Raw genomic sequence first — 25,681 nt, 5'->3', positions numbered from 1 at the left:
ATATTTCATCAATTCTCATTGACAAAAAAGTTCATATGAACGTAAAATAAATTATGTAATATTTTCATTTAATTATTTCATATCTTTCATTTGTTGGAGGTGCCACCATGCTGACAGTTCAAGGACTGACAAAGCAATTTTCAAACGGAAAAGGCATATTTGATGTATCATTTGCCGTGCAAAAAGGAGAAGTTTTTGGATTTTTAGGACCGAACGGCGCCGGAAAATCGACGACCATCCGCCATATCATGGGCTTTATGAGAGCTGATAAAGGTGACATAAAAGTAAACGGGATGGACATTTTGAAAAAACAAGGCGAGGTTCAGCGGCATATCGGCTATCTCCCGGGGGAAATCGCTTTTATCGAGGGGATGACAGGAAAAACGTTTCTCGATTTTATGGCAGACATGCAGGGCGTTCATGATACGGCCAAGCGCAACGAATTGATCGAACGGCTGCAATTCGATGTTCACACGCCGATTAGAAAAATGTCAAAAGGCATGAAGCAAAAGGTCGGGATTGTCGCCGCCTTTATGCACAGTCCTGAAGTGATCATCCTTGATGAGCCGACATCAGGCCTTGACCCGCTGATGCAACAAGTGTTTATTGACATCGTGCTCGAAGAAAAAGCCAGAGGAACGACTTTTTTAATGTCCTCCCACAGCTTTCCGGAAATCGAGAAGACCTGTGACAGGGCCGCCATCATTAAAGACGGCATCATCATCGCTGTCAAAGATATTCGCGAGCTGCAGTCGATGCAGCGGAAGGTGTTTGAAGTAACGTTTGAAAACCCTGCCGACATTCCGGCATTCATGGAATCCGGACTGCAAATCGAATCCCGTCAGGACAATCGGGTCAGGGTCGCCGTCTTGGGTAATCATGACCAATTGATTAAAGAAACCGCCAAATATCAGATTCGGCACATCGATGTTTCATCACAAAGCTTGGAAGAAGTGTTTATGGATTACTATGACAGAAAGGGGTCAGTGCAATGAATCTTGCCCTCTACAAACAAATGATGAAAACGAATATGAAAGGAATCATGAGCTATGCGATGGGCTCCGCTTTCTATATTCTACTCATATTGGGCATCTATCCGAGCATGGCAGGAAATGCAGAGGATATTGAGAAACTGATCAAATCGATGCCTGAAGGTTTTCTAAACGCTTTTGGATTTGAAAACGGGCTCGGAAACCTTGAGGATTTTATGTCAGGAGAATATTACGGCCTTATCTTTATCGTTATTCTTTCGATCTTTTCTGTGATGCTGTCGACTAAGCTTTTGGCAAAACTGGTTGATCAAGGTTCAATGGCTTATATATTATCAACGCCGACAACGAGGGGAAAAGTTGCTTTCACACAAGCAAGCGTCCTGACTACAGGTTTATTTGTCATCATGGCCGTGACAACCATTGCCGGGCTGGCAGGCTACCACTTGATGCTCGGGGATGAGTATGACTTCAATATGTCCAGGTTTCTTATGCTCAATCTGCTTGGTTTCTTGCTTTTCTTTGCGGTCAGCGGCATTTCGTTTCTCTTTTCGGCCATTTCAAATGATGAAAAAAGAGCCCTCGGGCTTTCCGGAGGCATCACATTTTTATTCTTCAGTTTAGATCTGATCGGCAAATTAAGCGAGAAAACAGAATGGTTAAGAAACATATCGATTTTCTCTTTATTCAGACCGAGCGATATTGTCAACGGCAATGCCAATATCGCGGAAGTATCTCTCATTCTATTCACCATCGGCTCGGCCGCTTTTCTGATCAGCATTCTGATCTTTAAAACACGCGACCTGCCGCTGTGAATAATCACCACCCGTGATAAACGGATGGTGTCTTGTAACGTTGAAATCCATAAATTTTTCGATAACATAATTAACCTGATGTTCCTATAAACCAAATTTGAAATTAATTAAGTTAGGTCCAAAAATTATTTTCCGGTAGTACCGTTTGTAACTGCTAATTTCCCCTTCACAATCCTCACCAGACTTCCCTGTTTAACCATTTTTCTAAAGTCTTACTATAATATGTATAATAGTTTTGAACCGCAAGAAATCTTCCAGTTTCATTGTTACTAAGATCCATTTCTTTATCTATCCCTTTGGATGTAAATTCTTGTGCATTAGTTCTTAATAGATGGAAAGAATGTTTCAAAGAAGGGAAGGTGCCTTTTATTGAAGAAAATAATTATACTTATTTCTATCGCTTGTTTTCTTTCAGCTTGTCAAAAAAACTATACAGGTAAGGATGTACAGTGGGGAGCAGACACTGTTACCGAGGAAAACAAAAAATGTTTAAGGGAGAATCAAATTCCTTTCAAAGATAAGGGCGGAAAAACATATATTCCTGAAGATGCATTTGATATAGCTATCAATAGCTGTTCTTAGAATACAAGGTTGGAGACTTTTCAGTTTCAAAAATCTTTAGACTTAACGATTTTAAATAAATTTGTCTCACCGCCCTTTATCTTGGGTGGTTTTCTCTGCGGCCAAAATTTATTGTTACTATCATAAAGTTTCGCCTTGTGTACTATTTCCCCCAACGGAGATTTTTCTTCAACAGTAAAACAAAAGTCAAGTAATGAATGAGACAGTCTTTTCTTCTGGCTTATTTTTAAATGATTAACCCAAAAATGCACTCAGCCCATTTGGAAGCTCCAGCTTTATTAGCAACTTAGGGAATGATTCAAAACCCCATTAGATTTTTGAGCGAGACCAACAACAGGCATGGAGAAATAGTCGAGGTAAGATAAATGTTTACAATCATCGTTTGGGTTTACAAAAATTCAGTACTTGCGAAAAAAACCGCCAATTCCTTTCGGAATGGCGGTTTTTCTTCTTCTGCGTGTTACTCAACGACTCGTCTTACAACTCCGTTGAAATGTGATTTCCAATAAGAGTTGCTCATGGAATCGACCGATACTCCGCGTGAGCTATTATCGTTTAAGAAAGTTCCGTTGCCTAGATAAATTCCCACGTGGCCGTTTGTTTTATATGTGTCAAAGAAGACCAAGTCTCCGCGTTTCATCTCAGATGCGCTGACAGCGCGGCCTTTGCCGACAAGTGTGCTTGTTGTGGCGCCGAATCCCAGCTCTACGCCAGCTGACGCATAAGCCCAGCGTACAAAAGATGAACAGTCAAAACGACGGTTGTTAATATCAGCTTGAGAGCGTCCGCCTCCCCATTTGTACGGAGATCTGCCGACGATGCTTGAACCTGTGCTGATCGCCCCTTCAATCGCACTTCCATTGCTGCTTACAACCGAGCCGGAAGAATAGTTTCTTGACGGACTGCTGCTTTTGCTGCTGCTTGATGAACCCTTGTCAGAAGAACCGCTGGATTTGCTGATTGAACCTGAATCAGACTTTTTCGCTGTAGCTGATTCATGTTTTGCTTTTTCTACAGCGGCTGCTGCAGCTTTTTCTTCTTTAATTTTTTGTTCAAGTGCGGCCTCTTCTTTTGTAAGCGAGCCGGATTCTTTTTTCAGGTCGCTTAACTCTGATTCAGCTTTCGCCTGCTTGGACTTCAGCTGTTCAGAAAGACTTGCCTGGTCTTTCAGCTGCTTATCCAGATCTTTTTTAAGAGTTTTCAGATCAGCCAATGTTTTCTGGATTTCATCCAGCTTCGTATTTAAATCAGTCATTGCTTTTTCAAGCTTGTTTTTATCTTTTTCCTGCTCGTCCAGCAGGTCTTTATCCGCATCGACAATCGTTGAAACAGCAGTTGCGCGGGTAATGAAATCTCCAAAGCTTTGCGCGCCTAGAAGAACATTGATGTAGTTTTGCGATCCGCCGTTTTCCTGCAGGCTGCGCACGCGTTTTTTAATCACTTTTGAACGCTCTTCAATCCGCTTTTCAGTATCTTTGATTTCTTTTTTCAGAGATTCCACTTCTTCTTTCATTTTTTTATTTTCTTCTTGCTTTGTTTCAATTTTATTGCTTGTTTCAAGCGCTTTTTGATCAAGCTCTTTGATTTTATCTTCCAGCTTTTTCTGCTCATCTTGAAGCTTTGCAACTTCGTTTCTTTTGCTTTCAATGCTAGAGTTAACTTCCGAACGTTTTTTCTGGATTTCTTGCTTCTGCTGGGATGTTTCCGCTGATGCCGTGTTGTTCATAAAAGGGGTAAATAGACCAGCTGTCCCGATAACCGACGCCAAACCAAAAGCATAAACTTTTTTCTTCACTTTTACTCCTCTTTCCTTATGTATTCTTTGTCTTTCAATATGTAAATTCGCAAAATATGAATGTGTGAAAAAATGATTCTTTAAGACTTATGACCTATGGTAAATATATCCGAAACTTATGTACAAACGTTATTATAACATCTATTTTCGACAATAGGTGCCAAGTTATATTACATTTATATTTCGTTTTTGTTTCAACCCTGTCATGTTTTGACTGATTCTGTTTATCATCAGGCTGATTCTATTGATTTGACCCTGCCGGCCTTTTTTCATATGCTTGTTTTACACTTATGAGGAAGCCAAAAAGGAGGCCGGAGACGATGATACAACTCAGCATTCTCGACCAAGTACCTGTATCAAAAGGCTCAGATGCGTACACGGCGCTGAAGCATTCGACAAAGCTGGCGGAATTTGCGGATAAATGGGGCTACAAACGATACTGGTTTGCCGAGCATCACAATACACGCGGCCTCGCAAGCACTGCTCCCGAAATCATGATCGCCCATATCGCGGCAAAAACCGCCAACATCCGTGTCGGTTCCGGCGGTGTGCTGCTTCCACAGTACAGCCCTTTTAAAGTAGCTGAAAACTTCCGTCAGCTTGAAGCGCTTTATCCCGGACGAATCGACCTGGGTCTCGGCCGCTCCCCAGGCGGTGGCGCTAAAACACGTCTCGCGCTGACGGATGGAATCAATAAAAGCCTGGAGGATTTTCCGAGACAGCTTCAAGATCTGATTTACTATCTGACAGACGCCATTCCTTCCGGACACGACTATGCCGGAATAAAAGCCGCACCCCTCACGACAGCCCCGCCGGAGCCTTGGCTCTTGGGGCTCGGAGAAAACAGCGCAAAACTGGCTGCCGATATGGGAGCCGGATATGTATTCGGCCATTTCATCAATCCCGAAAGAGGGGAAAACGCCTTTAAAACCTATCATGAAAGCTTTCAGCCTTCCTCTTTCTTTCCCCGGCCCCATTCATTAGCCGCTGTCTTTGTCGTTTGTGCAGCAACCGATGAAAAGGCCGAGGAGCTCAGCTTAAGCCAGGATCTGTGGCTGCTTCGGGTCGAAAAAGGGCTGTCCAGCCTCGTTCCGAGCATTGAAGAAGCAAAGTCTGCATCATACACTGCCTCAGATAAAATGAGAATACTCAAAAACCGCGCACGAATGGTCATCGGCTCTCCTCAAACAGTCAAAAGAAAACTGCTTAAGCTCTCAGGACGCTATCAAACAGAAGAAATCATGGTTTTGACGAATGTATACCGGTTTGAAGACAAAAAGCAGTCGTTTGAAAGGTTGGCAGAGCTTTTTCTATAGGTCAGAGCGAGGTTTTTAAAAACAAAAAACCCTTTTCAGAAGGTGCTGATCCATCTGAAAAGGGATTGCCGTGTTAAAACGTATTATAAACATTTTCACACTCTTCAGCTGTCGGTTCATAAAAACAGTGTGCTTTGTAGCGCCCGACATGCGGCTGATTATACCACTGTCCGGGACACGCCCCCGCCGGTCTGAAATACCACAAACTGTACTTCGCCGGCCAGAGCCGCTCCCCGTTGATCGTCCTCCGCGCCAAACGCTTTTCCTTGTCCCGCGCCCTTTGATAGAAATACCCGTGTGTCACAGCCTCAAAGGCATGCGGCTGATGAATCATCTGCGGAATGGTGCGCAACCCTACAAAGTCGGAACAATTTGCTCTGATCCGGTTGATGCCGACATTTCCGACCATAAGCATTCCTTGCACCCCTTCACCTTCAGCTTCCGCTCTCAAAAGCCTTGCCAAAAGGTCGATGTCCTTAGCTGTAGCCTTAACCACTGCCATTTTTATTCCACCCCCATTGTGTCGTCACCTTTATCATATTCTTTTTCATTTGGGTGATGACCAAGAAAAATTGCCTCACAGCTTTCTTTGACATCCTGACTGGAATAAAGCTATTCTTCTATTATCAGAATTGCACAAAAAAGTCGAAGCGGAGGGGTGCAAATTGTCAACAGTCAAAAGCCCGGAATGGGTATACAAACGATTGAAGGAAAAACCTGAGCAAACGGTCATTGCTGATGTAAGATTCCAATTGACGAGACCTGAAGAAGCCCGGAAAGCGTATATGAAAGGACATCTGCCTGGAGCCGTATATGTTGATTTGAAAGAGGATCTATCAGGGGAATTAGAAAAACACGGCGGCAGGCACCCTCTTCCTTCTCCGGAAAAACTGGCAAAGAAACTTGGCGAAATCGGAATAGACCGCCATACTGCCGTAGTGGTCTATGATGACAGCGGCGGCATGTTTGCGGCGCGCTTTTGGTGGCAGCTCCGCTACCTCGGCCATGACAGTGTCTATGTTATGGATGGCGGATTCTCTAATTGGGTAAAGGCCGGGTATGACGTCACGACTGAAATCCCGCATCCTGTTGCGCGTGATTTTGAGCTGACGCTTAAAGAAGTGGAACTGTTGAATGCCAAACAGGTACAAGACCGGCTCAACCGAGAAGATACCATCTTGATTGATGCGCGTGCACCGGCCAGATACACTGGAGAAACCGAACCACTTGATCAACAGGGGGGCCATATTCCTGGCGCCAAAAACTACTTTTGGAAAGGCAACTTGACAGAAGAGGGTAAATGGAAAAGCAAAGAACAGCTGAAACAGCACTACGCCTCATTAGACAGAAGCAGCGAAATCGTCGTCTATTGCGGGTCAGGTGTATCAGCCTGCCCTAATGTGCTTGGTTTAAAGGAAGCCGGATTTCAAAATGTGAAGCTGTATGCCGGGAGCTGGAGCGATTGGATCAGCTATCCCGATCATCCGATCGCCACAGGTGCTGAAGACTGAAACGGTATCCCGGCCGCACGCTGTCATCATCGTTTCTCAGATCGTTTTCATCATAAAAACTTTTCCGTCATGGGCATCGATAAATACCGGGTATACAGGGCGATAGACGAGCTTGTAAAGATCATTTATTTCCCGTTTGTAATCCCTCTCCCATTGCAGCGAAACATCAAAGGCTGAAGCAAAAACGGCTTTTGCTTCTTCAGCCGAAATAGCGGGCGCCGGATTCAGCCTTTTCAGCGTTTCCGGCTCAATATCAGGACCGAGATATCCGGCGACCCGGCCGTTTGTCCGGTCGATGCTGATATTGGCAAATCCCAATCTTAACGGCACGCCTTCATATTGGAGGTCAAACTGAAAATGGGCTGTGCGCTCATTCTCTTCATTTTCCGAAGGATGCATTCGGAAAAGTTTTTCAGCCTCTGGGTAAAGCTGATAGAGAAACTGCAATGCCCGTTTAAGGCATGCTTGTTCGGTCCAAACGGGAGGTCCTTCGTTTTGAATAAAAGATGCCACCCCCTTTAGCTTCCCAGTCTTCTTATCTTTCGTGATTTTCAGCGTGTTTTGATTATGCTTTTCAAAATACCCCGCTATACTCCGGTCGCCTGGCTCTGGATCGCTTCCTTCGCGCCAGACGGTTCCAATCGAATCTCCCAAGTCTGCTTCGCGAATTTTCCGAAAAGACGGACTGAACCCGATCATTTCATCGATATCTGCTTCACGCTCAGCTCCAGACAATAAAGGAAGCGGCAGCATTTCTGCCTCATCATCATCGACAACTTGTTTTTTTTCACATTCGGCAGAGGAAGAGGCAGGATAGCTGATAAACGGCAACTCTGTTTCATAGATGAGATGCGGCTGATCATCTCCTCCTTCATACAGTTCTTGACGAATGTGTTCTATCGCCAGTTCAAATTCAATTTGGTCAAGATAATGAGAGATCACTTGCTGTTTATCAGCAATCTGTTTTGGAATGGAATAAGAATGCGTTCCGCCGTCATAGCGAAACTTCATCACCTCTCCGCTTTTGGCGATGTTCACATAGAAGCCGGTTTGCGGAAGCGGAAGGTCAAGTGCGGTCTGAGCGTACGTATATTGAACAGCTTGTTCTGTTTCTTTTTTCTCTTGAAAAACAAATTCTTCAGCCGCATGCGGATAATGGTGTTCGACAAATTGAAGGGCCATCTCCAGCAACCGGGCCTCCGGGAGGGCATCTTTTTCGAATGGGACGTTTTCTTTTGAAAGACTGATTAATCGTCCATCATGGTCCAATTCAACCGAAATGTGTTCTTCGTTGTCAGCGTTTTGCCAAACAAAAAAAGCCCCTCCTTCTGTTCCACGATCTTCGCCATACTCTTCGATGATGAGCTGATATTGTTCTGGAATCGCACCGATTTGCCGCGCCTTTTGTTTTAACTGTTCACTGGCCAAATCTAATTCTCCCTCTCTTTCCATTTCTTTTAACACTATGTACGAAAGGGCGGTCTAATAGTTTCATAAAAATTGAGATAAATGGGATTTGATTAGCAAAACCTATCTCAGCCTTACACTGTAGTATCTCATCGCTTTTGGGACGCCTTTGATCTCAAAAACCCCTTTATAAATTAACGTTCGGATGCGATATTCGATAAATTCATCGCCGATACGGTCATCTAAATGGCCGAGAACTTCTCCGATGACCCTCGGGCAAACAATAAAGTCTTTTTTTGAACGGCTTCTCTGAAGCTGTTTTGCCTTTTCAATGATGAATGAATCATAGAAGGTCTCTTCCACGCTTTTTATTCTGCGGTCTTCCCAAATTCTCAGCACGCTGTCCTCCTGAGACAAAGCCTTCCATTCCTCTGCCAAGCTCAGCCGCTCTTCAGCTGTCACGCTTGACTTATGATGACCTTTCTCATAAATCAATCTAAGTTTTTCATCACTCAATTCACCTGAATGAATGATATAAGGAAAAGCCTTTGAAGTATGGATGTGAAAAATGTCATTTGGCTTCTTATGCAGCAATTGGTGCACGAATCTCAAACCTGTCTGCTCATATGCATTCTCTCCTGCCCAAATGATGACACCGGTATGCTCAGAAATGCTGTTTAATGCGGCAATCTCTTCTTCAAAGCAGTGATAATCTTCTTCAAGCTCATCAAAAAAATCGTTGAGCCGCTCCTTCAGCCATTCAAGGCGTATCATACGGCCTTCTTTTGAATCCAATTGATGAAGCGGACCGATTGAAAATATTTCAGGAAGGGTGATAGTGCTTTCTTCATGTTCCTTTCCCAGCTGTTTAAGCATCATTTTTAGAGTTCCGGCAGCCGCACGGCCAAAAGTGATGTGAACAGCTTTAACTGCCCGACTGCGCTTCGGGCGATCCCGGGTTTTCTTCAAGTTTTCGCATATATCAGCCATTTGCTGATAAAATTCTTTCTTTGAATTTTCGGATTTCTGATGCATGTCAATCGTCAGCAAAATGTTAAGCAAAACGCTTTTCGCTTCCTGTTCACTTAACTTGCCGACGGTTTGCTTGAGTTCTTTAAACATCATATATACTCTCCCATCCAGCCGGTTTGTTTTGGTTTATTTTCTCATTTTCCGCCTGAAAATTCAAAATGCACCGGCTGGCGAAAGAGCAGACCATTCAGTTATGATTCCAGCTGTGAAGGATACAGCGTCATCCCGCCGTCAACAAATAATGTAGCGCCTGTTACATAGCCGGCTTCCTGCGAAACGAGCCAAGCCGCTGCTGAAGCCACTTGTTCAGGTCTGCCAAATGCGTTCATCGGGATCTTTTTAAGCTGTTCTGTTTGATGGCTCCCTTCCAAATCTTCATTGCTCTCTGTTGCAATCGTTCCCGGGGCGATCGCATTGACGCGGATGCCTTTTTCTGCGTAGTCGAGTGCGAGTGTTTCGGTTAAAAGCTTCATACCTCCTTTTGATGCTGCATAATGAACATTGTTCGGCCTCGGAATTTGCTGATGAACGCTTGATATATTGAGAATGGTTCCTTTGACATCTCGCTCCAGCATATATTTTGCAGCTTCTCTGGCACCGAGAAATGAACCGGTTAAATTGACATCCATCACTTTTTGCCATTCATCAATGCCCAGCTCATGAGGAAGTGCGCCTTTGCCGTTGAAGCCAGAATTATTCACCATGACATCAATGGCTCCAAAATGTTCAGCTGCTGCTTGAAGAAGCGCGTTGACTCCCGCTTCTTCAGAAACATCCGCCTTCACCGCATGAGCGTCGCCTCCGGCTGCTTTAATATTGTCAACCGCTTCTCGCGCACCTGCGGAATCGCTGTGATAATTGACAATGACATTCATTTTTTCCTTGCCAAACCGTTCGGCAATCGCCTTTCCGATTCCCTTGGAAGAACCGGTTACGATGGCTGTCTTCCCTTTTAAATCTTTGTACACAGAAAGCCCTCCTCTTACATTTCTTTCTCTTGGATTACCCGGAATACTTCATATAAAAACAAAATCGTATTATCTATCTTTAGGATGATCTTTTATAATTATATGGAAAATTCAGAATTATTTTGTTAATATCTAACTTGCAAATAAAACAAAATAAGGAAGTGATATGATTTGGTTATGAAAAAAAGCGTCAAACGTACTTTTATCACCGGTCTTATTGGAATTTCTATCTATTCTATGGGCATTCACTCCGCACAAGCCGCACCATCGCCTCATACTCCGGTTTCAAACGATCCTTCATACCATTCTGAATCATCGGTTACCTATGACCCAAATGTTATGAGCGACCAAAACGGAGCATATGCAAAAGCATTTAGGGGCACCGGTAAAGGCAGCGGTTCTGTTCAAGGTGAAAAAACGGTAAAAACAGCGCCTGCCAAATCCCCCTACAGCATTAAATCAGTGATCGGATCAGATGATCGGGCAAGAGTCACCAATACAACCGCATATCCTTACAGAGCAATCGTTCATATCTCAAGCAGTATCGGCTCTTGCACCGGCTGGCTGATCGGTCCGAAAACCGTTGCAACGGCGGGACACTGCATCTATGACACATCAAGCGGTTCATACGCGGGAACAGCCACCGTCTCCCCTGGCCGAAATGGTTCAAGCTCCCCTTACGGATCTGTTAAATCGACGCATTATTTCATTCCGTCGGGCTGGAGAAGCGGAAACACCAATTATGACTACGGCGCCATCGAACTCAGTGAGCCAATCGGCAACACCGTCGGTTATTTTGGATATTCATACACCACTTCATCCCTCGTTGGGACAAGCGTGACCATCAGCGGATATCCAGGTGACAAACCATCGGGCACTCAGTGGCAGCATTCAGGATCGATCGCCATATCAGAAACTTACAAACTGCAATATGCGATGGACACTTACGGAGGGCAAAGCGGTTCACCTGTATTTGAACAAAGCAGTTCACGGACGAATTGCAGCGGCCCATGCTCTCTTGCGGTTCATACGAATGGAGTATACGGAGGTTCTTCATACAACAGAGGCACCCGCATCACAAAAGAAGTCTTTGATAATTTAACAAACTGGAAGAACAGCGCACAATAAAACAATAAGGACAAGAAGACAGCCCGCTTCCCTCGGGAACGGGCTTGTCTTCGTTTTTTGCTACAGCTGTGCTTGCCGGAATAGGAGCCGCCTCACTTGCTTTTCAGGCTGTACTTTTTCCCATCTATGGTGACGGTGAAATGAGATGGTCCGCTGATAGGCAAGTAATAGACAAGCTGAAACTCCTCTGTCTCACCTGGTTTAATTGACTTCCAATTTGATAGGGTCACCCCGATGCGGTGGAAATCTCCTGTCAGCCCGCCAATGTTCGGTCCTGTATGCCCTTTAGAAATCACTTCAACCTGGTCACCGCTCCAGCTTCCAAATCGGGGTGAAGTAGAAGTAGGTACATCAAATTCGATCACAGATCCTCCTGTTATTGTGACATCACTGTTATTCGTCAGCCTCATTTTCGGATGGATCGGGTAATTTTGATCTCCTAATGGATAATCGGTAAACTCTATGTTGATATCAAGTGATTCGCCAGGCAAAGGTGACGTGCTGAGCCGATTATCGTATGGTGTCGCGTCCGCAAATTTATGATATAAGGTTCTCGTTAATGTACTGCCGATACCGTACTCTCCATTGTTGTCATTTCTGTCGGGATACCAGTCATAGTCACCGCTTAAGTCCCAAAACATGACACCGCCGATTCCTTTTTCAATGACATAGTCAGCCTTTGTTTCTATTGATTCCTCGTCTTCAGTAGATAGAAACACCTTCTTTTCGTCATTCCATAGCCAAGGTGCCGCAAGCGCTGAGTCATAATGTCTAGTGTAAGAGCCTTTTAAATCGGCTTTGCTTAGTCCATACCTTTCTAAATAAGAACCGGCAATGCCTTTTTCAAGATTTTTGGCGTGCCACATCGGATTTGCCCCTGCTCCCAATTCATTTCCCTGCTCATCTTGATCATGCCAAATATTATCGATCCCGACTGCCCCGTCGCCGCATTTGGTAAGGCCTTGAGGACAATCAGAACTTTTAGCGCTGCCCCACAAACCGTTTACTCCTCCGCTCACGTTTTTCCAGCCTCTCGTATAATAAGGAACGCCGATATTGATCCGGCCTGCCTCCATTGCTCCCCTAAAATAATGGTAAGCCCAGTCTGTATTTAAATAGCCGATCCCCCCATATTCCGGCGTGCTGTATATGTTGGACTGCTTTAACTCTGCATCCTCGCCGTTATCATATAAGGAAGCGTTAGGTCCGACAAACTCATTCCAGGCTCCATGGAGATCATAGGACATGATGTTGACATAATCGACATATCGGAGCGGTTTAAATGTTTCCATACCCCTCAGCAAATAGGCTGATGATGGCGCCGCAATGGTTAGCATGTAATATTGTTCATCTTCAGCAGATGCTTGATCAAGTTTTTCTCTTAATGTTTTCATCAATACATCGAAGCTTTGATTTAATCCCTTGCGTCTCGGGTTGGATATGCTCCAATCTGACGGATTACCGGCATCTTGCATAGTTGTGGGATATTCGTAGTCAATATCAATTCCATCCAATTCATATTTTCTGAGAAACGCTACGACAGATTCGGCAAAGGTGTTGATTCCCTCGTGGTTCACAGATCCATCACCATTCGTTGTCATAGAGTAAAAGCCTCCGCTTGGTATTCGGTTCCCATCCTTATCAACATAACCGCCGGTTTCAGCCCATCCGCCGACTGCCGCCAACACTTTTACATCCGGGTATTTCTTTTTAAACTGGTGAAGAAGGTTAAAATGGCCTTTATACGGCAATGTTTGATCCATCTTTACATCCGGATACTCCGGCCAGGTCATCCCTAGAGACGGGTTGTTTACATCCGTCTCGCTCCCGATTGAAACCCGATGATCCTCCCCGATATGAGCAAATGCATAATTAATGTGGCTTAAGTACTTCCAGGGGATATCGTTTACTAAATAACGATCTTGATTGCCTTTTCCTGTACGCCAGCCCGGAAAATAGCCGATCATTCTGCGGTCCAAATCATTGGCCAGCTTTTCGCGCCCCTCCCGATCGTATACATCGCAATATGGAATATTTGCAACGCCGGAATCCCACAGCCCTTCTGGACGGCAAGCCTGTTTTTTGCTTGGAGAGTCTGCAGAAATATTCTGGGACGGGATCAAAAGTGACAGGAGCAGCATCGATGATAAGGTAAATAAAGCGGCTCTTTTCACTTCATCCATACTCCTTTCTCATAAAGAGAGACGGGAATCCCAATCTCTCTTTATCGTTTTCTATCAAACTGATTTATTTGCAATCACCGATTAATTTCCATACACCCGACTCACCGGCCTGATCCGGCTGCTCTCCTTTTGTCCACCATTTCGCTTCATACACTTTACCGTTAAAGACGACTCGATCTCCGCCTGTGTAGACGGCTGTATCTTTCCATTCGTTATATTCACATGTTTGATCAGAATTTGTTGCTGCCTCTATAGTTGGTCCGGTATGGAGCTTTCCGTCTGCATCCTTTGCTGATACTGTAAATGAGTATGTCGTATTCGGCTTTAAGCCGGTTATTGTCGCCGATGTTTCCTTAACCGCTACGGACCGGCCTTCATATGACAGCACATACTCTGCGATGTTTGCTCCGTCGCTTGGTGCATCCCACGCCAGACTGATACTGGTTGCGGTTTTTTCGGTCACACGCAAATTACCCGGTGCAGATGAAGGCGGCTCTGGATGATCCCCACCCGGAACGAACCCCAAATCGGCTGCTAACTTGTTGAGCAAAGTTTGATTTGAATCACCGCTGAAATCCCAAAACATAGCCCCGCTTAATCCGTTTGATTGAATAAAATCGGTTTTGTATCCATATGATTCTTCATCATCGTAGGTAATGAAGTTTCCATTCTCCGCATTATACAAGAACGGCACTTTTGCTCGATCATTCCAATATCTTTTATATCCGTTTTTATTGATGTAGTTCTTTTCAAGATCTGAAAAATCAAATACCCCCTTTTCCCACGTCCCTTCTTTAGCCGGTCCGCATTTTTGATATTCTCCGTTGTCTGCAGATTCACAATCGCTCCAGCCTCTGCCGTAGAACGGTGTTCCAAGCACTAATTTGTCCGTTTTGACACCGGCTTCCTTGTAGCGCTTCACGGCGCTTTCAATGTTATATGTCTCAGCGTTTGGAACGCCGGCTTCTTTCGCTTTTGGATCATAGAATAATGGGGCGTTATGGGCGCTTATACTTTGCCATCCGCCATTAAAGTCATAGGTCATAATGTTAATCCAATCAACGGTTTCAGCAATTTTATCTAATTCAGTGTTGCTTACATATTCAGGGCTGGCGCCGGAGGCGATCGTCAGCAAGTATTTCTTGCCATCCTTCGCTTCTGCGGCGTCAAGCTTTTCGCGCACATCCTGCAAGAGTAGCGTGTAGTTTCTTTTATCCTCCGGACGGGTGCTGTTTCCCGGCAGCCCTCCGCTAACCGGGTATTCCCAGTCAAGATCGACTCCATCAAACCCATATTTTCTTAAAAAATCTACTGCTGAAGCAGCAAAATTCTCTCTTGCCGCAGGATCTGCCGCAACATCTGAAAAGCGATTTGACCAAGTCCATCCGCCAACTGATATGAATGTTTTCAAATGAGGATGGCTCTTTTTCAGCTTCAATAGTTGTTTAAAGTTGCCCCGAATCGGCTCATCCCAAGTATCACCGGGATTTGACTTTTGCGCATCGATCCATGGGTCTCCCATAACGATTGATCCATTTGGAACATCAATCACTCCGTTTTCATCCTGGCAAGACCATGTCTGAGGATTCGGGCCTGTCGGATCAGGGTTTCCATGCCTCCCCTCCCAGCAAATATCAGCAAATGCATAATTAATATGGCTGACTTTAGAAGCATCCATATCCCATACTTGAAAATCCCTTCCATAAGCGCCCCAGGACGGATAGTAGCCGATAATTTTATAGCTTTTGTCAGAACTGGCTTTTGCACTTTCCCCATTAAAAAACGACAGACTTAAAATCATCGCAAAAATGAAAGAACAAACGAGAAACTTTTTGTTTGAAAACACTTTTTTCATCTCCTTTTCATCAATTTTTTTGGCTGTTCATCAATGAAACTCTATTTTGTTCACCCCCTTTTCAATAGGTTTATATTCGCCTTGTCATGACATAGCAGCTGATGACAATGAAGACGACAAGGAGAAAACGCTTACATTTTTGGGTTTCATATGCGGATTCAAACCGTAAGTGTGGATGGAGGTCAAACATTAGAATGGCGGTTTGAATCTATCCTGATGGAAAAATAGCGGGTTTATATCGGTTAAAGCAATATGAAGCTGAAACACGTATAGATGTCTAGACCTTATATAGCAAGAATAGCTTCATGCAAAAGCTTTATGACGCAAAATTTGTTATGACAAATTTATAATAATTAGAATATTATGAATTGTCAATGCTGTTTATGTATTGAATGCTTGGAAACGCCTTGGACATTTCCAGCATCCAGACTTGGAGAACCGGCAAGCTGACGATAAACATGAGCCCTTTTCATGTTTTTACAAGAATTGTAGATTTAAAGACAGGCATAAGAAATAAGGCGAATATCCGAACATTGTATTAAAGCCGCTTTCAACGAAGGGTCTGTCAATAATGAAAGCTCATAGACCCGCGGATAATGGAATGAAGATTTTTCGAGCAGTAATTTATCAACATAAGCCGGGTGGCACATTACTTCAATGACTTCCGCGTCTTTATGAAGATCAAGGAAGGATGATAAGTCTTTCAGTCTGTCCACTTTCAACTCAAAGGCATCATTCGATCTCACATTCTTCCACAAGGAAGGATGATGATCGTTCACGTTCCTGCAGGGCAGATCATACTCTTTCGCCAGCTTCACAAACACCTCGGGAAGATTTCCGTATGTATGAATATGATGGTGGCTGTCGATATGCGTCAGATGCAAGCCGCAGGAGAGGGCTTTTTCTATCTGTGCTCTCCATTCCTTATACACTTCATCAAGGTCGATATCGAAAAAGCCTTGATAGTATGAAAGCTTGCGAAAATTCCCATCTTCATCCGTAACCGTTTGCAGCCCGCTGAGAAGCGGACGTCCTGCTGTCAATGTCAAATGAACGCCGACCCCAAGTTCATGATTTTCCCTTGCAAGTAAGACGGCATGTTCCATTTCTTGCATATTGGTCATGATCGTAGTCGATGTGAGCACCCCGCGCTGGAACGCGTCAATGATGCCGAGGTTGACTCCCCTTGAAAATCCAAAATCATCGGCGTTTATGATTAAAGATTTCATCCTCCATAACCCCCTTTATTCATAGTCGCGTTCTATGAAGAATTCAACGCGGTCTCCGCGGAAATAAGCCAGAGAAAACTCCACGACTTCTTCAGACGCCAAAAATGTTTGTGTTGCAATCTGGAAGCAAGGCGTGCCTTGTGTGATATTCAAATGCTGTGCAATTTCTTCATCGGAAATAAAGATTTTGATTTGCTCTTCGGTTCTTTTAATCGTATTTCCTTGACTGTTAATGCACTGGTACAGTGAAATATTGGCCATTTCTTCCGTTATCTCCGGCACGAGATCCGCTCTGATAAAGGCTGTTTCAAACTGGATTTCTTCCTCATCTGCATACCGAATCCGCTTCACCTGATAGACCATTTGTTCACCATCAATCCCAAGGCGATTTTGGATCTTTTTGGCTGGTTTTATTTTTTGCAAATCGACAACTTTGATTTTCGGTTTAATACCTTGCGCTTTTAATTGATCTGCATAGCGAAGATTGCTGGAACTTAAGATCTGCTTTACTTTTCCTTTGGCGACAAATGTCCCTTTCCCCTGTTTGCGGTAAATAGCTCCTTCCATAAGCAAATGGTTCAAGGCGGTCCGCAGCGTTGTTCGGCTGACATCATACATTTTGCAAAATTCGGACTCCGTCGGAAGCAGGCTGCCAGACGGGTAATAGCCGCTCTCTATTTTATCTACAATATCTTGTTTAATTCGACTGTGGAGTTGTGGTTGCTTTGCCATTCATTTTCTCCTTTGGCGTGAAATTATTAACTATAGAATAACACAAAAAGTTCTCAAAAAAAATAATTTGTTATAACAAATATGTATGGACAAATTTGTTACTACATGTTAAGTTTCAATTGTGTTAAGCGCTTTCAAAAATAGAGATTTGAGGAGGGGGATTATGGCGCTGAAGTTAGTCATTATAGGCGGGGGATCAAGCTACACACCAGAAATCATTGAAGGAATCATCAAACGGCATCAGCATTTTCCAGTGAAAGAGATTGTTCTCGTCGACATTGAGGAAGGGGAAGAAAAAGTACGCATCACTTCAGAACTCGCGAAGCGAATGATCAAACATGCGGATGTTCCGATTGAATTGAGCTATACAAAAGATCGTGCGAAAGCCCTTAAACATGCGGATTTTGTCACAGTTCAAATAAGAGTCGGAGGATTGAAGGCCAGAGCGCTGGATGAAAGAATCCCGCTCAGTCATGGACTTATCGGCCAAGAAACAAATGGAGCCGGCGGTATTTTTAAAGCTTTGCGGACCATTCCCGTCATGCTGGACATCGCTCGCGATATAAAAGAGATTTGTCCAGAAGCGTGGCTGATCAATTTTACAAATCCAGCAGGCATCGTGACTGAAGCTTTATTGAAGCATGGAGCCCATCAAAAAGTCATCGGGGTTTGTAATATCCCTTATAACATGAAAAACAGCATCGCAGAAATTTTCGACGTGAATGTGAACCGTGTCATGATTGAATTCGCAGGGCTCAACCATTTCGTCTTCGGACAAAAGGTATGGATAGACGGAGTAGACCGCACAGAGGAGACAATAGATCATCTATTGAATGACACCATAGACTATTCTCCTTCCAATATTGCGATGCTGCCTTGGAATCGCCAATTTTTACGTTCTTTGCGCATGCTTCCGAACCCGTATCATCAGTACTATTATCAGTATGAAGATGTGCTCGCAAAAGATATCGAAGCATACAAAAACAAAGGGACACGCGCAGAAGCCGTCATGGAAGTAGAAAAGCAGCTGTTTGAAAAATACAAAGACGCAGACATCCATGAAAAGCCTAAAGAATTGGAAGAACGCGGCGGGGCTTATTATAGCGAATCAGCCTGCTCATTAATGAACTCGCTTTATCATCATTCGATGGATATTCAGACCGTCAACACATTGAATAAAGGAAGCATACCAGATCTTCCACATGATGCTGTGATCGAAGTCAACAGTGTCATCACAAAAAGCGGACCCATACCGCTGACAGTCGGAAAACTGCCAGATTCAATCAGCGGTGCGGTGATCTCTATGAAAAAATTCGAACAATTAGTCATCGAAGCAGCGGTCACGGGTGATGACAACATGTTGTATTCCGCTATGATCATGAATCCGCTGATTTCATCTGATCATAAAGCCCAATCGGTGATGAATGAAATGCTTGAGGCTCATAAACGTTATCTCCCGCAGTTCTTTGAGGAGGCAAATGTACATGATGAAACAAAATAAAATCATGGCGTTCATCGAATCTAAAATCATGCCGATCGCTGGAAGAATCGGCTCCCAAAGGCACTTAATTGCCATACGCGATGGATTCATTGCCATTATGCCTTTAATCATCATCGGCTCTCTTGCCATACTGGTCAATCATTTCCCTATACCGGCATTTCAAGATTTCATGACTGGCCTTTTTGGAGAAGGATGGACGGCTGCCGGCGGAGCTATATGGAATGGTTCATTTGCCATTTTAAGTCTGCTGGCCGTTGCAGCTGTCAGTTTCAAGCTTGCAGAGTCTTATAAAACTGATGGTCTTTCCGCCGCATTAATCGGGGTCGGGGCATTCGCCGTACTTACGCCGACGACAGAAGACTTCGGTTTTTCAATGACTTGGCTGGGGGCTCAAGGCCTTTTCGTCGGATTAATCGTGGCTTTGCTATCAACGGAAGCATTCAGGCTCTTCTCTCAAAATGAGAAACTTAAAATCAAAATGCCTGATGGTGTACCTGATGGCGTTACAAAATCCTTGAACGCTTTATTGCCGGCTGCTGTGATATTGGCGGCAGCAGGATTATTTAACACTCTGATCGTTTATTTTTTCGGACAAAGCATACATGAGCTGGTCTTCAGCGCGATCCAAGAACCGCTGCAAGGCCTTTCCAACACGGTTGGATCAGCTTTGGTTTTTACTTTTTTGAATCACTTGCTTTGGTTTTTCGGATTGCACGGAACAAATATCCTGGGACCGATCATGGAATCCATCTACCTTCCGCTCATTCAGGAAAATCAGCATTTATTCTCGCAAGGAATGAGCGCTTTTGAAGTGCCTTATATCGTGACCAAGCCCTTCTTTGATTCCTATGTGTTTATGGGAGGATCGGGGACAACATTGGCTTTGCTCGCTGCTATTTTCATCGGCGTGAAATCGAAGCACTACAAAACAATCGGAAAGGTATCCTTCGCACCCGGCCTTTTTAACATTAATGAACCTGTTCTGTTCGGCCTTCCTATCGTATTAAATCCGATTATGTTCATTCCATTTTTATTGATTCCATTAGTTTTAACGGTTACATCGTACATCGCTTTAGCCTTTGGGCTCGTTCCGAAAACTGTAGCCATTCTCCCGTGGACGACGCCGCCGATTGTCAGCGGTTATCTCGTAACCGGAGGATCAATCCGGGGAGTCTTTTTGCAAATCTTCAACCTCGTGCTGGCTGTCTTGCTCTACCTGCCATTCATTAAAGCGGCAGAACGATCCGCTCTGCATCAGGCAACAAAATAACTAAACAAGGGGTGAATTTCATGGCGGATACACTACATTTAGAACAGGTCTCATTTGAAATCATCTTGCATGCTGGAAATGCGCGTTCATCTGCAATGGAAGCATTACAGTATGTGAAAAATAACGAGTACGATTCAGGGAATCAAAAGATCCAAGAAGCAGAAGCGGAACTGCTTCAAGCGCATCAGGCGCAAACCCGCTTATTGCAAAAAGAAGCACAAGGCGAAGGCCTTTCACCCAATCTATTGTTAATCCATGCACAAGACCATTTGATGACGTCAATGACTTTAAAAGATGTAGCGAAAGAAATGATTCATTTATATCAAGAGCTGAGGAGAGAAAACCAAAAATGAAGATAGCACTTGTATGTTCTGCCGGAATGTCGACCAGCATGCTGGTGAAAAAAATGAGAGAAGAAGCGGAAAGCCGTGAAATAGTCGCAGAAATCAACGCTTATGCTGAAGCGGATTTACAAAGCCATATGGATGAAATTGATGTCATATTGATCGGACCGCAAGTCCGCTATTTAAAAAAACAAATTGCAGAACGAGCGGAACAATACCAGACACCGGTCGATATCATTGACCAAATGGCATATGGAATGATGAACGGAGCAAAAGTTCTGGACCAAGCGATCGAGCTGACACAATAATGCCTTCTCTTCACACTGAAAACAACCCATTTCTTTTGAAAGCGGGTTGTTTTTAGTTTATAAGGTTAAAAGAATGATTTTTTGAAAACGTTTTATTTTGTATAATGATTGGTAAAGGATGTGATCAAAAATGATTTCCCCCCAAATCAAATCCAAGCTGATTGCTATCGTCGGGCGGACAAATTATGATGATTCAAACGCCGGGCGGCTCGTCTATTCTTATGATGCCACACCACAGTTCCAGTCAATGCCTGATGCCGTCATCGCGCCGCGCAGCAAAGAAGAAATATCAAACATACTGAAAATCTGCAATGCTCATCACATCCCGATTGTGCCGCGAGGTTCGGGTACAAATCTCTGCGCAGGCACATGTCCGACAGAAGGCGGAATCGTCCTGCTGTTTAAACATATGAATCAGATTTTGGAAATCGACGAAGAAAATTTGACCATGACCGTTCAGCCCGGCGTCATCACTCTTGACTTGATTCAAGCAGCAGAAGAAAAAGGGCTGTTTTACCCGCCTGATCCAAGTTCAATGAAAATTTCAACAATCGGCGGAAATATCAATGAGAACTCAGGCGGTCTGCGCGGCCTGAAGTACGGGGTGACCCGCGATTATGTGATGGCTTTAGAAATCGTTCTGGCAAACGGAGACATCATCCGCACCGGAGGCAAGCTCGCCAAAGATGTCGCCGGCTATGACCTGACACGTCTGTTTGTCGGCTCTGAGGGGACGCTGGGCATCATCACTGAAGCGACATTAAAATTAATCCCGGCTCCTGAAACAAAGAAAACCGTCCTCGCCCTCTATCAAGATATCGACTCTGCAGCCAAATCCGTATCCAACATCATCGCTCATAAAATTATTCCGACAACACTTGAATTTCTCGATCAGCCGACATTGCAAGTCATTGAGGATTTTGCAAAAATCGGCCTTCCGGTCCATGCCAAAGCAGTTCTCTTGATTGAGCAGGATGGTTCGCCTGAAACGGTCGAACGAGACATCGGCATCATTGAAGAGATCTGCAAAAAAGGAAATGCCGTATCTGTGCAGACAGCACAGACGGAAGCTGAAGCTGAAAACCTTCGCAATGCGCGGCGAGCTGCACTTTCCGCTTTAGCGCGCTTGAAGCCGACAACAATTTTGGAAGATGCCACAGTCCCCCGTTCAGAAATTGCCGAAATGGTTAAAGCGATAAACAGCATTGCTGAAAAGCATCAAATCACCATTTGTACATTCGGCCATGCCGGTGATGGGAATCTTCACCCGACATGCACGACAGACGTTCGGAACAGCGAAGAAATGGAACGGGTCGAACAGGCTTTTGAGGATATCTTCAAAAAGGCCGTTGAACTCGGAGGCACAATCACCGGGGAACATGGGGTCGGCGAAATGAAAGCCCCTTATCTGGAACTTAAAATCGGGGAAGCGGGAGTGGCCGCGATGAAAGCCGTAAAGCAAGCATTTGATCCAAACAACATTCTAAATCCCGGGAAGATATTTGCGAAAGAATCCCGCAAACGAGTGGTGGTGGCAAGATGACGACAGCCGAAGAAAAAATGGCGATACAGCAGCAATTTAAAGAACGGATGGATGAAGAAGAACTGCTCAATTGCATGCGCTGCGGATTCTGCCTTCCATCCTGCCCGACCTACATAGAATCCGGCTATCAGGAGAGCCATTCCCCGCGGGGACGCATCGCTTTAATGAAAGCGGTCGTTGACGGGGTGATTGAGCCTGATGAAGATGTCGAACGCTCGCTTGACCTTTGCCTCGGCTGCCGCGCCTGTGAACCCGTATGTCCGTCAGGCGTTCAGTACGGGCGTTTATTGGAGGAGGCAAGAGACATTGTTCAGCAGCATAAAAAACACTCATTTCCCGCAAGAGTTCTTCGCAGTGCTGTATTTAAAGGGCTTTTCCCTCACCAAAACAGAATTCGGGCATTGACCGGAATGCTTGGCCTTTATCAGCGTTCCGGCATGCAAACCATCATCCGCAAATCCGGGATGCTGCGGATATTGCCGGAGCATCTTGCAAAAATGGAAAGCATTTTGCCCAAAGTCCCGAATCTAAAACAACTGAAAAAACGGCCGGACCGCCTGCCGCCGGTCGGCGAACACAAAAAGCGCGCCGCTTTTTTCTCAGGCTGTCTCATGGATACCTTGTTTTTAGATACAAACATGGCGACCATAAAACTGCTGCAAATGGCGGGATGCGAGGTCGTCATCCCCGGGCTCCAGGCCTGCTGCGGCGCCCTGCACGGACACAGCGGAGAGAAAAATCTGGCCGTTCAATTGGCAAAACGGAACATTCAAGCATTCGAAAAATCAGATGCTGATTACATCGTGACAAATGCAGGAGGATGCGGAGCATTTTTAAATGAATATGATCACCTTCTGAAAGATGATCCAGACTGGTGCGAACGGGCAAAGGCTTTCACAGAAAAATTGAGGGATTTTTCCTCAATCCTCTTGGAGCTGGATTTTGAGCAAAAACCCCTTGAACTGCCGGATCAGACTGTGACCTATCAAGATTCCTGCCATCTGCGCAATGTGATGAAAACGTCTGCCGAGCCCCGCAGGCTTCTCCAGAGCATTAAAGGAATTGAGTTTAAGGAAATGAAAAATGCGGACAGCTGCTGCGGCTCAGCAGGAATTTATAATATTGTCGAAGCAAAAATGTCGATGAAAATCCTCGATTCTAAGATGGAAGCAGCAAAGTCGGTTCAGGCGGAAACGATCGTCACAGCAAATCCCGGCTGTCTGCTGCAAATGCAGCTCGGCATCGAACGGGCAGGACTGTCAGACCGAGTCAGAGCCGTCCATCTCGCAGATCTGCTTTTGGAAGCCAGCGCTGAATAGCAGCAGAATTGAGTCTGTTCGACAACCTTGTATATTTCTCGGGAAATAAAGCATTGATGTCCCCTGAGCGGTTATTTCCGGACAGCAGGAAACTCCCCGTTCGGCTGGATAAACCGAAGGCCTTTCACCTGTCCGGAATCATCCGTCTCAAACCGAATGCTGTATCCAGGAAGATTTTTCAATTGGAACGTCATCTCACGGTAAGGTAATAGCTCGTAAACAGGCTGTCCAGGCAACGCAACCGACAGCGTCCGCTCTCCTCTGAGGGAAACGGCAACCTCTGTTCCGTCTTCCAGCACATATTTCCCTGTAAGCGATGCGAGAAATTCAGGATCGTGCAATCGCTCATCAGGCTTTTTGACAAACTCGATTCCTTTCGCGCCCGGCGCCATTTCAAACGGAACAGATAACCTGCTGATATGTCCGTTTACATCTGCGGTAAATGACGCCAGCATTTTCGTCTCGGTAAGCTTCAGCTCCATCTCGAACGTATCATAATGATAATGAGTCAAAGGCATCACAAACGAATTGAACAGCGCTTGCAATGTTCCGTCCGCCAGCTCTATTTTCATTTCACCGTAGCCCGGGTGCTCGTATATCCCCGTATAATCCTCAAGACCATGGGATGGCTCCGTTCCTTCGATCCTGCTTAAATCTGCAGTGCGGTCCTGTCCAAAGACAGTTTTTTTGATTTTTTCCGTTTCACCTTTCAGCCGGCCGCTCCAGTCGATTTCCTCGAGACCGAGCATACGGTCAAATATATTGTATGCCAGCACATTCGGAAGCAGGCTGCCGTTCATATTGGTCAAAATGACGATGCCGATTTTTTCATAAGGCATGAAAGCTACAAGTGATGAAAAACCGTCAATATTTCCTCCGTGATGAATCATGTGATATCCCCGGTAAGGTTCAATAAACCAGCCAAGTCCGTAGCTGCAAACCGGAAGCTCCTTCGCTTTAAAAAGCGAGTCGCATGGAATGCAAGGGGTATGCATTTCATTCAGACTTGCAGCCGATAATATTCCGCTGAACTTGCCGCTGCCAAGCTGAAATCTCACCCAATTGGCCATATCCAGCACATTCGAATTGATCGAACCCGCCGGTCCGATCATATCAATATTGCGGAAAGGGATTTGTTCAGCCGATTCGCCTTTTTCCTGATATGGGAGGGAATGGTCAGGATGCTTTTGCATGTCTTCAACTGAAAAATTACTTGATTTCATATTTAAAGGGTTAAACAGCCGCTCGCGCACAAAATCTTCCCACGTCGTTCCGACAACGCTTCCCACTAGGTAGCCGGCTGTCGTATACATGAGATTCTGATACTGCCACACGGACCGAAAATCCTGATTCGGCTCCAGATATCGAATCCGCCTCAGAAGCTCCTCTCTTGAAAAAGGGGAATTGTACCACATCATATCGTGCCGGGGAAGGCCGGAACGGTGGCATGCCAAATCTCTGGGGGTCAGCCGTTCAGCCGCCACAGAATCATGCATGTCAAACTCCGGCAGGTATTCCCTGACCGGCTGATCCCATTCCATTTTTCCTTCATCAGCCAAAAGCGCCATCGATGCGGTTGTAAAGGCTTTAGTCGCTGAACCGATCGCGAACATCGTGTTCGGATTCACTTTTAATTTCCGTTCTTTGTCCTTATATCCGAAACCTTCCGCCATCACGACCTCATCTTCCTTTATGACCGCAACAGCAGCGCCGGGAACTTTCCACCGTTTCATTTCTTTTTCAGCAAACTCGCAAAAACCTTTTAACTCTTCCAAAGGTTGTCTCATGTCAAGCTCCTCTCTGGTTTTTAAAAGTTGTATGCCGTTTCATGATGTTTGTATGTCATACGTTTGA

22 protein-coding genes are annotated in these 25,681 nt (G+C 44.9%); 12 read left to right on the top strand and 10 right to left on the bottom strand.

All coding sequences use genetic code 11. From position 1 onward, the window contains the following. Nucleotides 1-107: 107 nt before the first annotated feature. The 3 genes from BTA30_RS00855 (at nucleotide 108) to BTA30_RS00845 (ending at nucleotide 2,386) form a co-directional block, all read left to right on the top strand. Nucleotides 108-995 carry an ABC transporter ATP-binding protein gene (locus BTA30_RS00855; RefSeq protein WP_076758103.1) on the top strand — a complete coding sequence of 296 codons (888 nt, stop codon included), beginning with the start codon at nucleotides 108-110 and terminating at the stop codon, nucleotides 993-995. Further along, complete coding sequence (locus BTA30_RS00850) at nucleotides 992-1,804, top strand: ABC transporter permease subunit (protein WP_076758101.1); 813 nt, start codon at nucleotides 992-994, stop codon at nucleotides 1,802-1,804. Before BTA30_RS00855 ends, BTA30_RS00850 begins: the two co-directional genes overlap by 4 nt. A 369-nt stretch (nucleotides 1,805-2,173) precedes the next feature. Continuing rightward, entirely contained in the window at nucleotides 2,174-2,386 is a 213-nt protein-coding gene (locus tag BTA30_RS00845; protein WP_076758099.1) for a lipoprotein, read from the top strand. 460 nt (nucleotides 2,387-2,846) lie between these two features. Here BTA30_RS00845 and BTA30_RS00835 read toward each other — a convergent pair whose 3' ends face one another. Continuing rightward, nucleotides 2,847-4,181: a coiled-coil domain-containing protein gene (locus BTA30_RS00835; RefSeq protein ID WP_076758094.1), complete on the bottom strand. Its 1,335-nt coding sequence runs from the start codon at nucleotides 4,179-4,181 to the stop codon at nucleotides 2,847-2,849. A gap of 320 nt (nucleotides 4,182-4,501) precedes the next feature. Here BTA30_RS00835 and BTA30_RS00830 point away from each other — a divergent pair, with 320 nt between their 5' ends. Beyond that, complete coding sequence (locus BTA30_RS00830; RefSeq protein WP_076758092.1) at nucleotides 4,502-5,497, top strand: LLM class flavin-dependent oxidoreductase; 996 nt, start codon at nucleotides 4,502-4,504, stop codon at nucleotides 5,495-5,497. Nucleotides 5,498-5,570: 73 nt separating this feature from the next. Here the strand turns inward: BTA30_RS00830 and BTA30_RS00825 are convergent, their stop codons facing one another. After that, nucleotides 5,571-5,999 (bottom strand): cell wall hydrolase, encoded by a 429-nt coding sequence (locus BTA30_RS00825; protein WP_076758089.1) that lies wholly within the window; start codon nucleotides 5,997-5,999, stop codon nucleotides 5,571-5,573. Between the two features lie 163 nt (nucleotides 6,000-6,162). Here BTA30_RS00825 and BTA30_RS00820 point away from each other — a divergent pair, with 163 nt between their 5' ends. Further along, a complete protein-coding gene (locus BTA30_RS00820; protein WP_076758087.1) occupies nucleotides 6,163-7,008 on the top strand; it encodes a sulfurtransferase in 846 nt (281 codons plus the stop codon). A 36-nt stretch (nucleotides 7,009-7,044) separates the two neighbouring features. On the opposite strand, the gene BTA30_RS00815 is transcribed toward BTA30_RS00820, so the two are convergent. The 3 genes from BTA30_RS00815 to BTA30_RS00805 form a co-directional block, all read right to left on the bottom strand. Beyond that, entirely contained in the window at nucleotides 7,045-8,436 is a 1,392-nt protein-coding gene (locus BTA30_RS00815) for a YcdB/YcdC domain-containing protein (protein ID WP_094777257.1), read from the bottom strand. Nucleotides 8,437-8,538: 102 nt separating this feature from the next. Next, nucleotides 8,539-9,537 carry a DUF1835 domain-containing protein gene (locus BTA30_RS00810; protein ID WP_076758350.1) on the bottom strand — a complete coding sequence of 333 codons (999 nt, stop codon included), beginning with the start codon at nucleotides 9,535-9,537 and terminating at the stop codon, nucleotides 8,539-8,541. 101 nt (nucleotides 9,538-9,638) lie between these two features. Next, a complete protein-coding gene (locus BTA30_RS00805; RefSeq protein WP_076758083.1) occupies nucleotides 9,639-10,415 on the bottom strand; it encodes a glucose 1-dehydrogenase in 777 nt (258 codons plus the stop codon). Nucleotides 10,416-10,586: 171 nt separating this feature from the next. Here BTA30_RS00805 and BTA30_RS00800 point away from each other — a divergent pair, with 171 nt between their 5' ends. Continuing rightward, the gene (locus BTA30_RS00800; protein ID WP_192855972.1) at nucleotides 10,587-11,543 is read left to right on the top strand and encodes a trypsin-like serine peptidase; all 957 of its coding nucleotides are present in this window, start codon (nucleotides 10,587-10,589) and stop codon (nucleotides 11,541-11,543) included. 92 nt (nucleotides 11,544-11,635) lie between these two features. On the opposite strand, the gene BTA30_RS00795 is transcribed toward BTA30_RS00800, so the two are convergent. The 4 genes from BTA30_RS00795 to BTA30_RS00780 all read right to left on the bottom strand — a co-directional run bounded on the left by BTA30_RS00795 (nucleotide 11,636) and on the right by BTA30_RS00780 (nucleotide 17,542). After that, nucleotides 11,636-13,717: a glycosyl hydrolase family 18 protein gene (locus BTA30_RS00795; RefSeq protein WP_076758346.1), complete on the bottom strand. Its 2,082-nt coding sequence runs from the start codon at nucleotides 13,715-13,717 to the stop codon at nucleotides 11,636-11,638. A 73-nt stretch (nucleotides 13,718-13,790) separates the two neighbouring features. Beyond that, nucleotides 13,791-15,581: a glycosyl hydrolase family 18 protein gene (locus BTA30_RS00790; RefSeq protein WP_076758081.1), complete on the bottom strand. Its 1,791-nt coding sequence runs from the start codon at nucleotides 15,579-15,581 to the stop codon at nucleotides 13,791-13,793. 494 nt (nucleotides 15,582-16,075) lie between these two features. Next, the gene (gene chbG, locus BTA30_RS00785; protein WP_076758079.1) at nucleotides 16,076-16,810 is read right to left on the bottom strand and encodes a chitin disaccharide deacetylase; all 735 of its coding nucleotides are present in this window, start codon (nucleotides 16,808-16,810) and stop codon (nucleotides 16,076-16,078) included. Between the two features lie 15 nt (nucleotides 16,811-16,825). After that, on the bottom strand, nucleotides 16,826-17,542 hold the full coding sequence (locus BTA30_RS00780) for a GntR family transcriptional regulator (protein ID WP_076758077.1): 717 nt from the start codon (nucleotides 17,540-17,542) through the stop codon (nucleotides 16,826-16,828). A 163-nt stretch (nucleotides 17,543-17,705) separates the two neighbouring features. Here BTA30_RS00780 and BTA30_RS00775 point away from each other — a divergent pair, with 163 nt between their 5' ends. The 6 genes from BTA30_RS00775 (at nucleotide 17,706) to BTA30_RS00750 (ending at nucleotide 23,827) form a co-directional block, all read left to right on the top strand. Next, on the top strand, nucleotides 17,706-19,043 hold the full coding sequence (locus BTA30_RS00775; RefSeq protein WP_076758075.1) for a 6-phospho-beta-glucosidase: 1,338 nt from the start codon (nucleotides 17,706-17,708) through the stop codon (nucleotides 19,041-19,043). Then, nucleotides 19,030-20,313, top strand: coding sequence for a PTS cellobiose transporter subunit IIC (gene celB, locus BTA30_RS00770; RefSeq protein ID WP_076758344.1), 1,284 nt, complete (start codon nucleotides 19,030-19,032; stop codon nucleotides 20,311-20,313). The genes BTA30_RS00775 and celB overlap by 14 nt, the downstream gene beginning before the upstream one ends. A gap of 20 nt (nucleotides 20,314-20,333) precedes the next feature. Continuing rightward, a complete protein-coding gene (locus tag BTA30_RS00765; RefSeq protein ID WP_076758073.1) occupies nucleotides 20,334-20,666 on the top strand; it encodes a PTS sugar transporter subunit IIA in 333 nt (110 codons plus the stop codon). Further along, on the top strand, nucleotides 20,663-20,965 hold the full coding sequence (locus tag BTA30_RS00760; protein ID WP_076758071.1) for a PTS sugar transporter subunit IIB: 303 nt from the start codon (nucleotides 20,663-20,665) through the stop codon (nucleotides 20,963-20,965). The genes BTA30_RS00765 and BTA30_RS00760 overlap by 4 nt, the downstream gene beginning before the upstream one ends. A gap of 130 nt (nucleotides 20,966-21,095) precedes the next feature. Beyond that, nucleotides 21,096-22,508: a glycolate oxidase subunit GlcD gene (glcD, locus tag BTA30_RS00755; protein ID WP_076758069.1), complete on the top strand. Its 1,413-nt coding sequence runs from the start codon at nucleotides 21,096-21,098 to the stop codon at nucleotides 22,506-22,508. Further along, the gene (locus BTA30_RS00750; RefSeq protein ID WP_076758067.1) at nucleotides 22,505-23,827 is read left to right on the top strand and encodes a (Fe-S)-binding protein; all 1,323 of its coding nucleotides are present in this window, start codon (nucleotides 22,505-22,507) and stop codon (nucleotides 23,825-23,827) included. Before glcD ends, BTA30_RS00750 begins: the two co-directional genes overlap by 4 nt. Nucleotides 23,828-23,898: 71 nt before the next feature. Here the strand turns inward: BTA30_RS00750 and BTA30_RS00745 are convergent, their stop codons facing one another. Next, nucleotides 23,899-25,614 (bottom strand): serine hydrolase, encoded by a 1,716-nt coding sequence (locus BTA30_RS00745; RefSeq protein WP_076758059.1) that lies wholly within the window; start codon nucleotides 25,612-25,614, stop codon nucleotides 23,899-23,901. Nucleotides 25,615-25,681: the final 67 nt, after the last annotated feature.

Origin of the sequence: Bacillus swezeyi (genome assembly GCF_001969815.1) — a bacterium.
GTDB classification, from domain to species: Bacteria; Bacillota; Bacilli; order Bacillales; family Bacillaceae; genus Bacillus; species Bacillus swezeyi.
The sequence above is the reverse complement of the archived record's forward strand: the minus strand, read 5'-3'. Positions and strand labels throughout refer to the sequence as shown.

Bases quoted from the DNA above. Each gene is read 5' to 3' on its own strand.
- BTA30_RS00855 (WP_076758103.1), top strand. From the start codon at position 108: ATGCTGACAGTTCAAGGACTGACAAAGCAATTTTCAAACGGAAAAGGC.
- BTA30_RS00850 (WP_076758101.1), top strand. From the start codon at position 992: ATGAATCTTGCCCTCTACAAACAAATGATGAAAACGAATATGAAAGGA.
- BTA30_RS00830 (WP_076758092.1), top strand. From the start codon at position 4,502: ATGATACAACTCAGCATTCTCGACCAAGTACCTGTATCAAAAGGCTCA.
- BTA30_RS00825 (WP_076758089.1), bottom strand. From the start codon at position 5,999: ATGGCAGTGGTTAAGGCTACAGCTAAGGACATCGACCTTTTGGCAAGG.
- BTA30_RS00810 (WP_076758350.1), bottom strand. From the start codon at position 9,537: ATGTTTAAAGAACTCAAGCAAACCGTCGGCAAGTTAAGTGAACAGGAA.
- BTA30_RS00790 (WP_076758081.1), bottom strand. From the start codon at position 15,581: ATGAAAAAAGTGTTTTCAAACAAAAAGTTTCTCGTTTGTTCTTTCATT.
- chbG (WP_076758079.1), bottom strand. From the start codon at position 16,810: ATGAAATCTTTAATCATAAACGCCGATGATTTTGGATTTTCAAGGGGA.
- BTA30_RS00780 (WP_076758077.1), bottom strand. From the start codon at position 17,542: ATGGCAAAGCAACCACAACTCCACAGTCGAATTAAACAAGATATTGTA.
- BTA30_RS00775 (WP_076758075.1), top strand. From the start codon at position 17,706: ATGGCGCTGAAGTTAGTCATTATAGGCGGGGGATCAAGCTACACACCA.
- celB (WP_076758344.1), top strand. From the start codon at position 19,030: ATGAAACAAAATAAAATCATGGCGTTCATCGAATCTAAAATCATGCCG.
- BTA30_RS00765 (WP_076758073.1), top strand. From the start codon at position 20,334: ATGGCGGATACACTACATTTAGAACAGGTCTCATTTGAAATCATCTTG.
- BTA30_RS00760 (WP_076758071.1), top strand. From the start codon at position 20,663: ATGAAGATAGCACTTGTATGTTCTGCCGGAATGTCGACCAGCATGCTG.
- glcD (WP_076758069.1), top strand. From the start codon at position 21,096: ATGATTTCCCCCCAAATCAAATCCAAGCTGATTGCTATCGTCGGGCGG.
- BTA30_RS00750 (WP_076758067.1), top strand. From the start codon at position 22,505: ATGACGACAGCCGAAGAAAAAATGGCGATACAGCAGCAATTTAAAGAA.
- BTA30_RS00745 (WP_076758059.1), bottom strand. From the start codon at position 25,614: ATGAGACAACCTTTGGAAGAGTTAAAAGGTTTTTGCGAGTTTGCTGAA.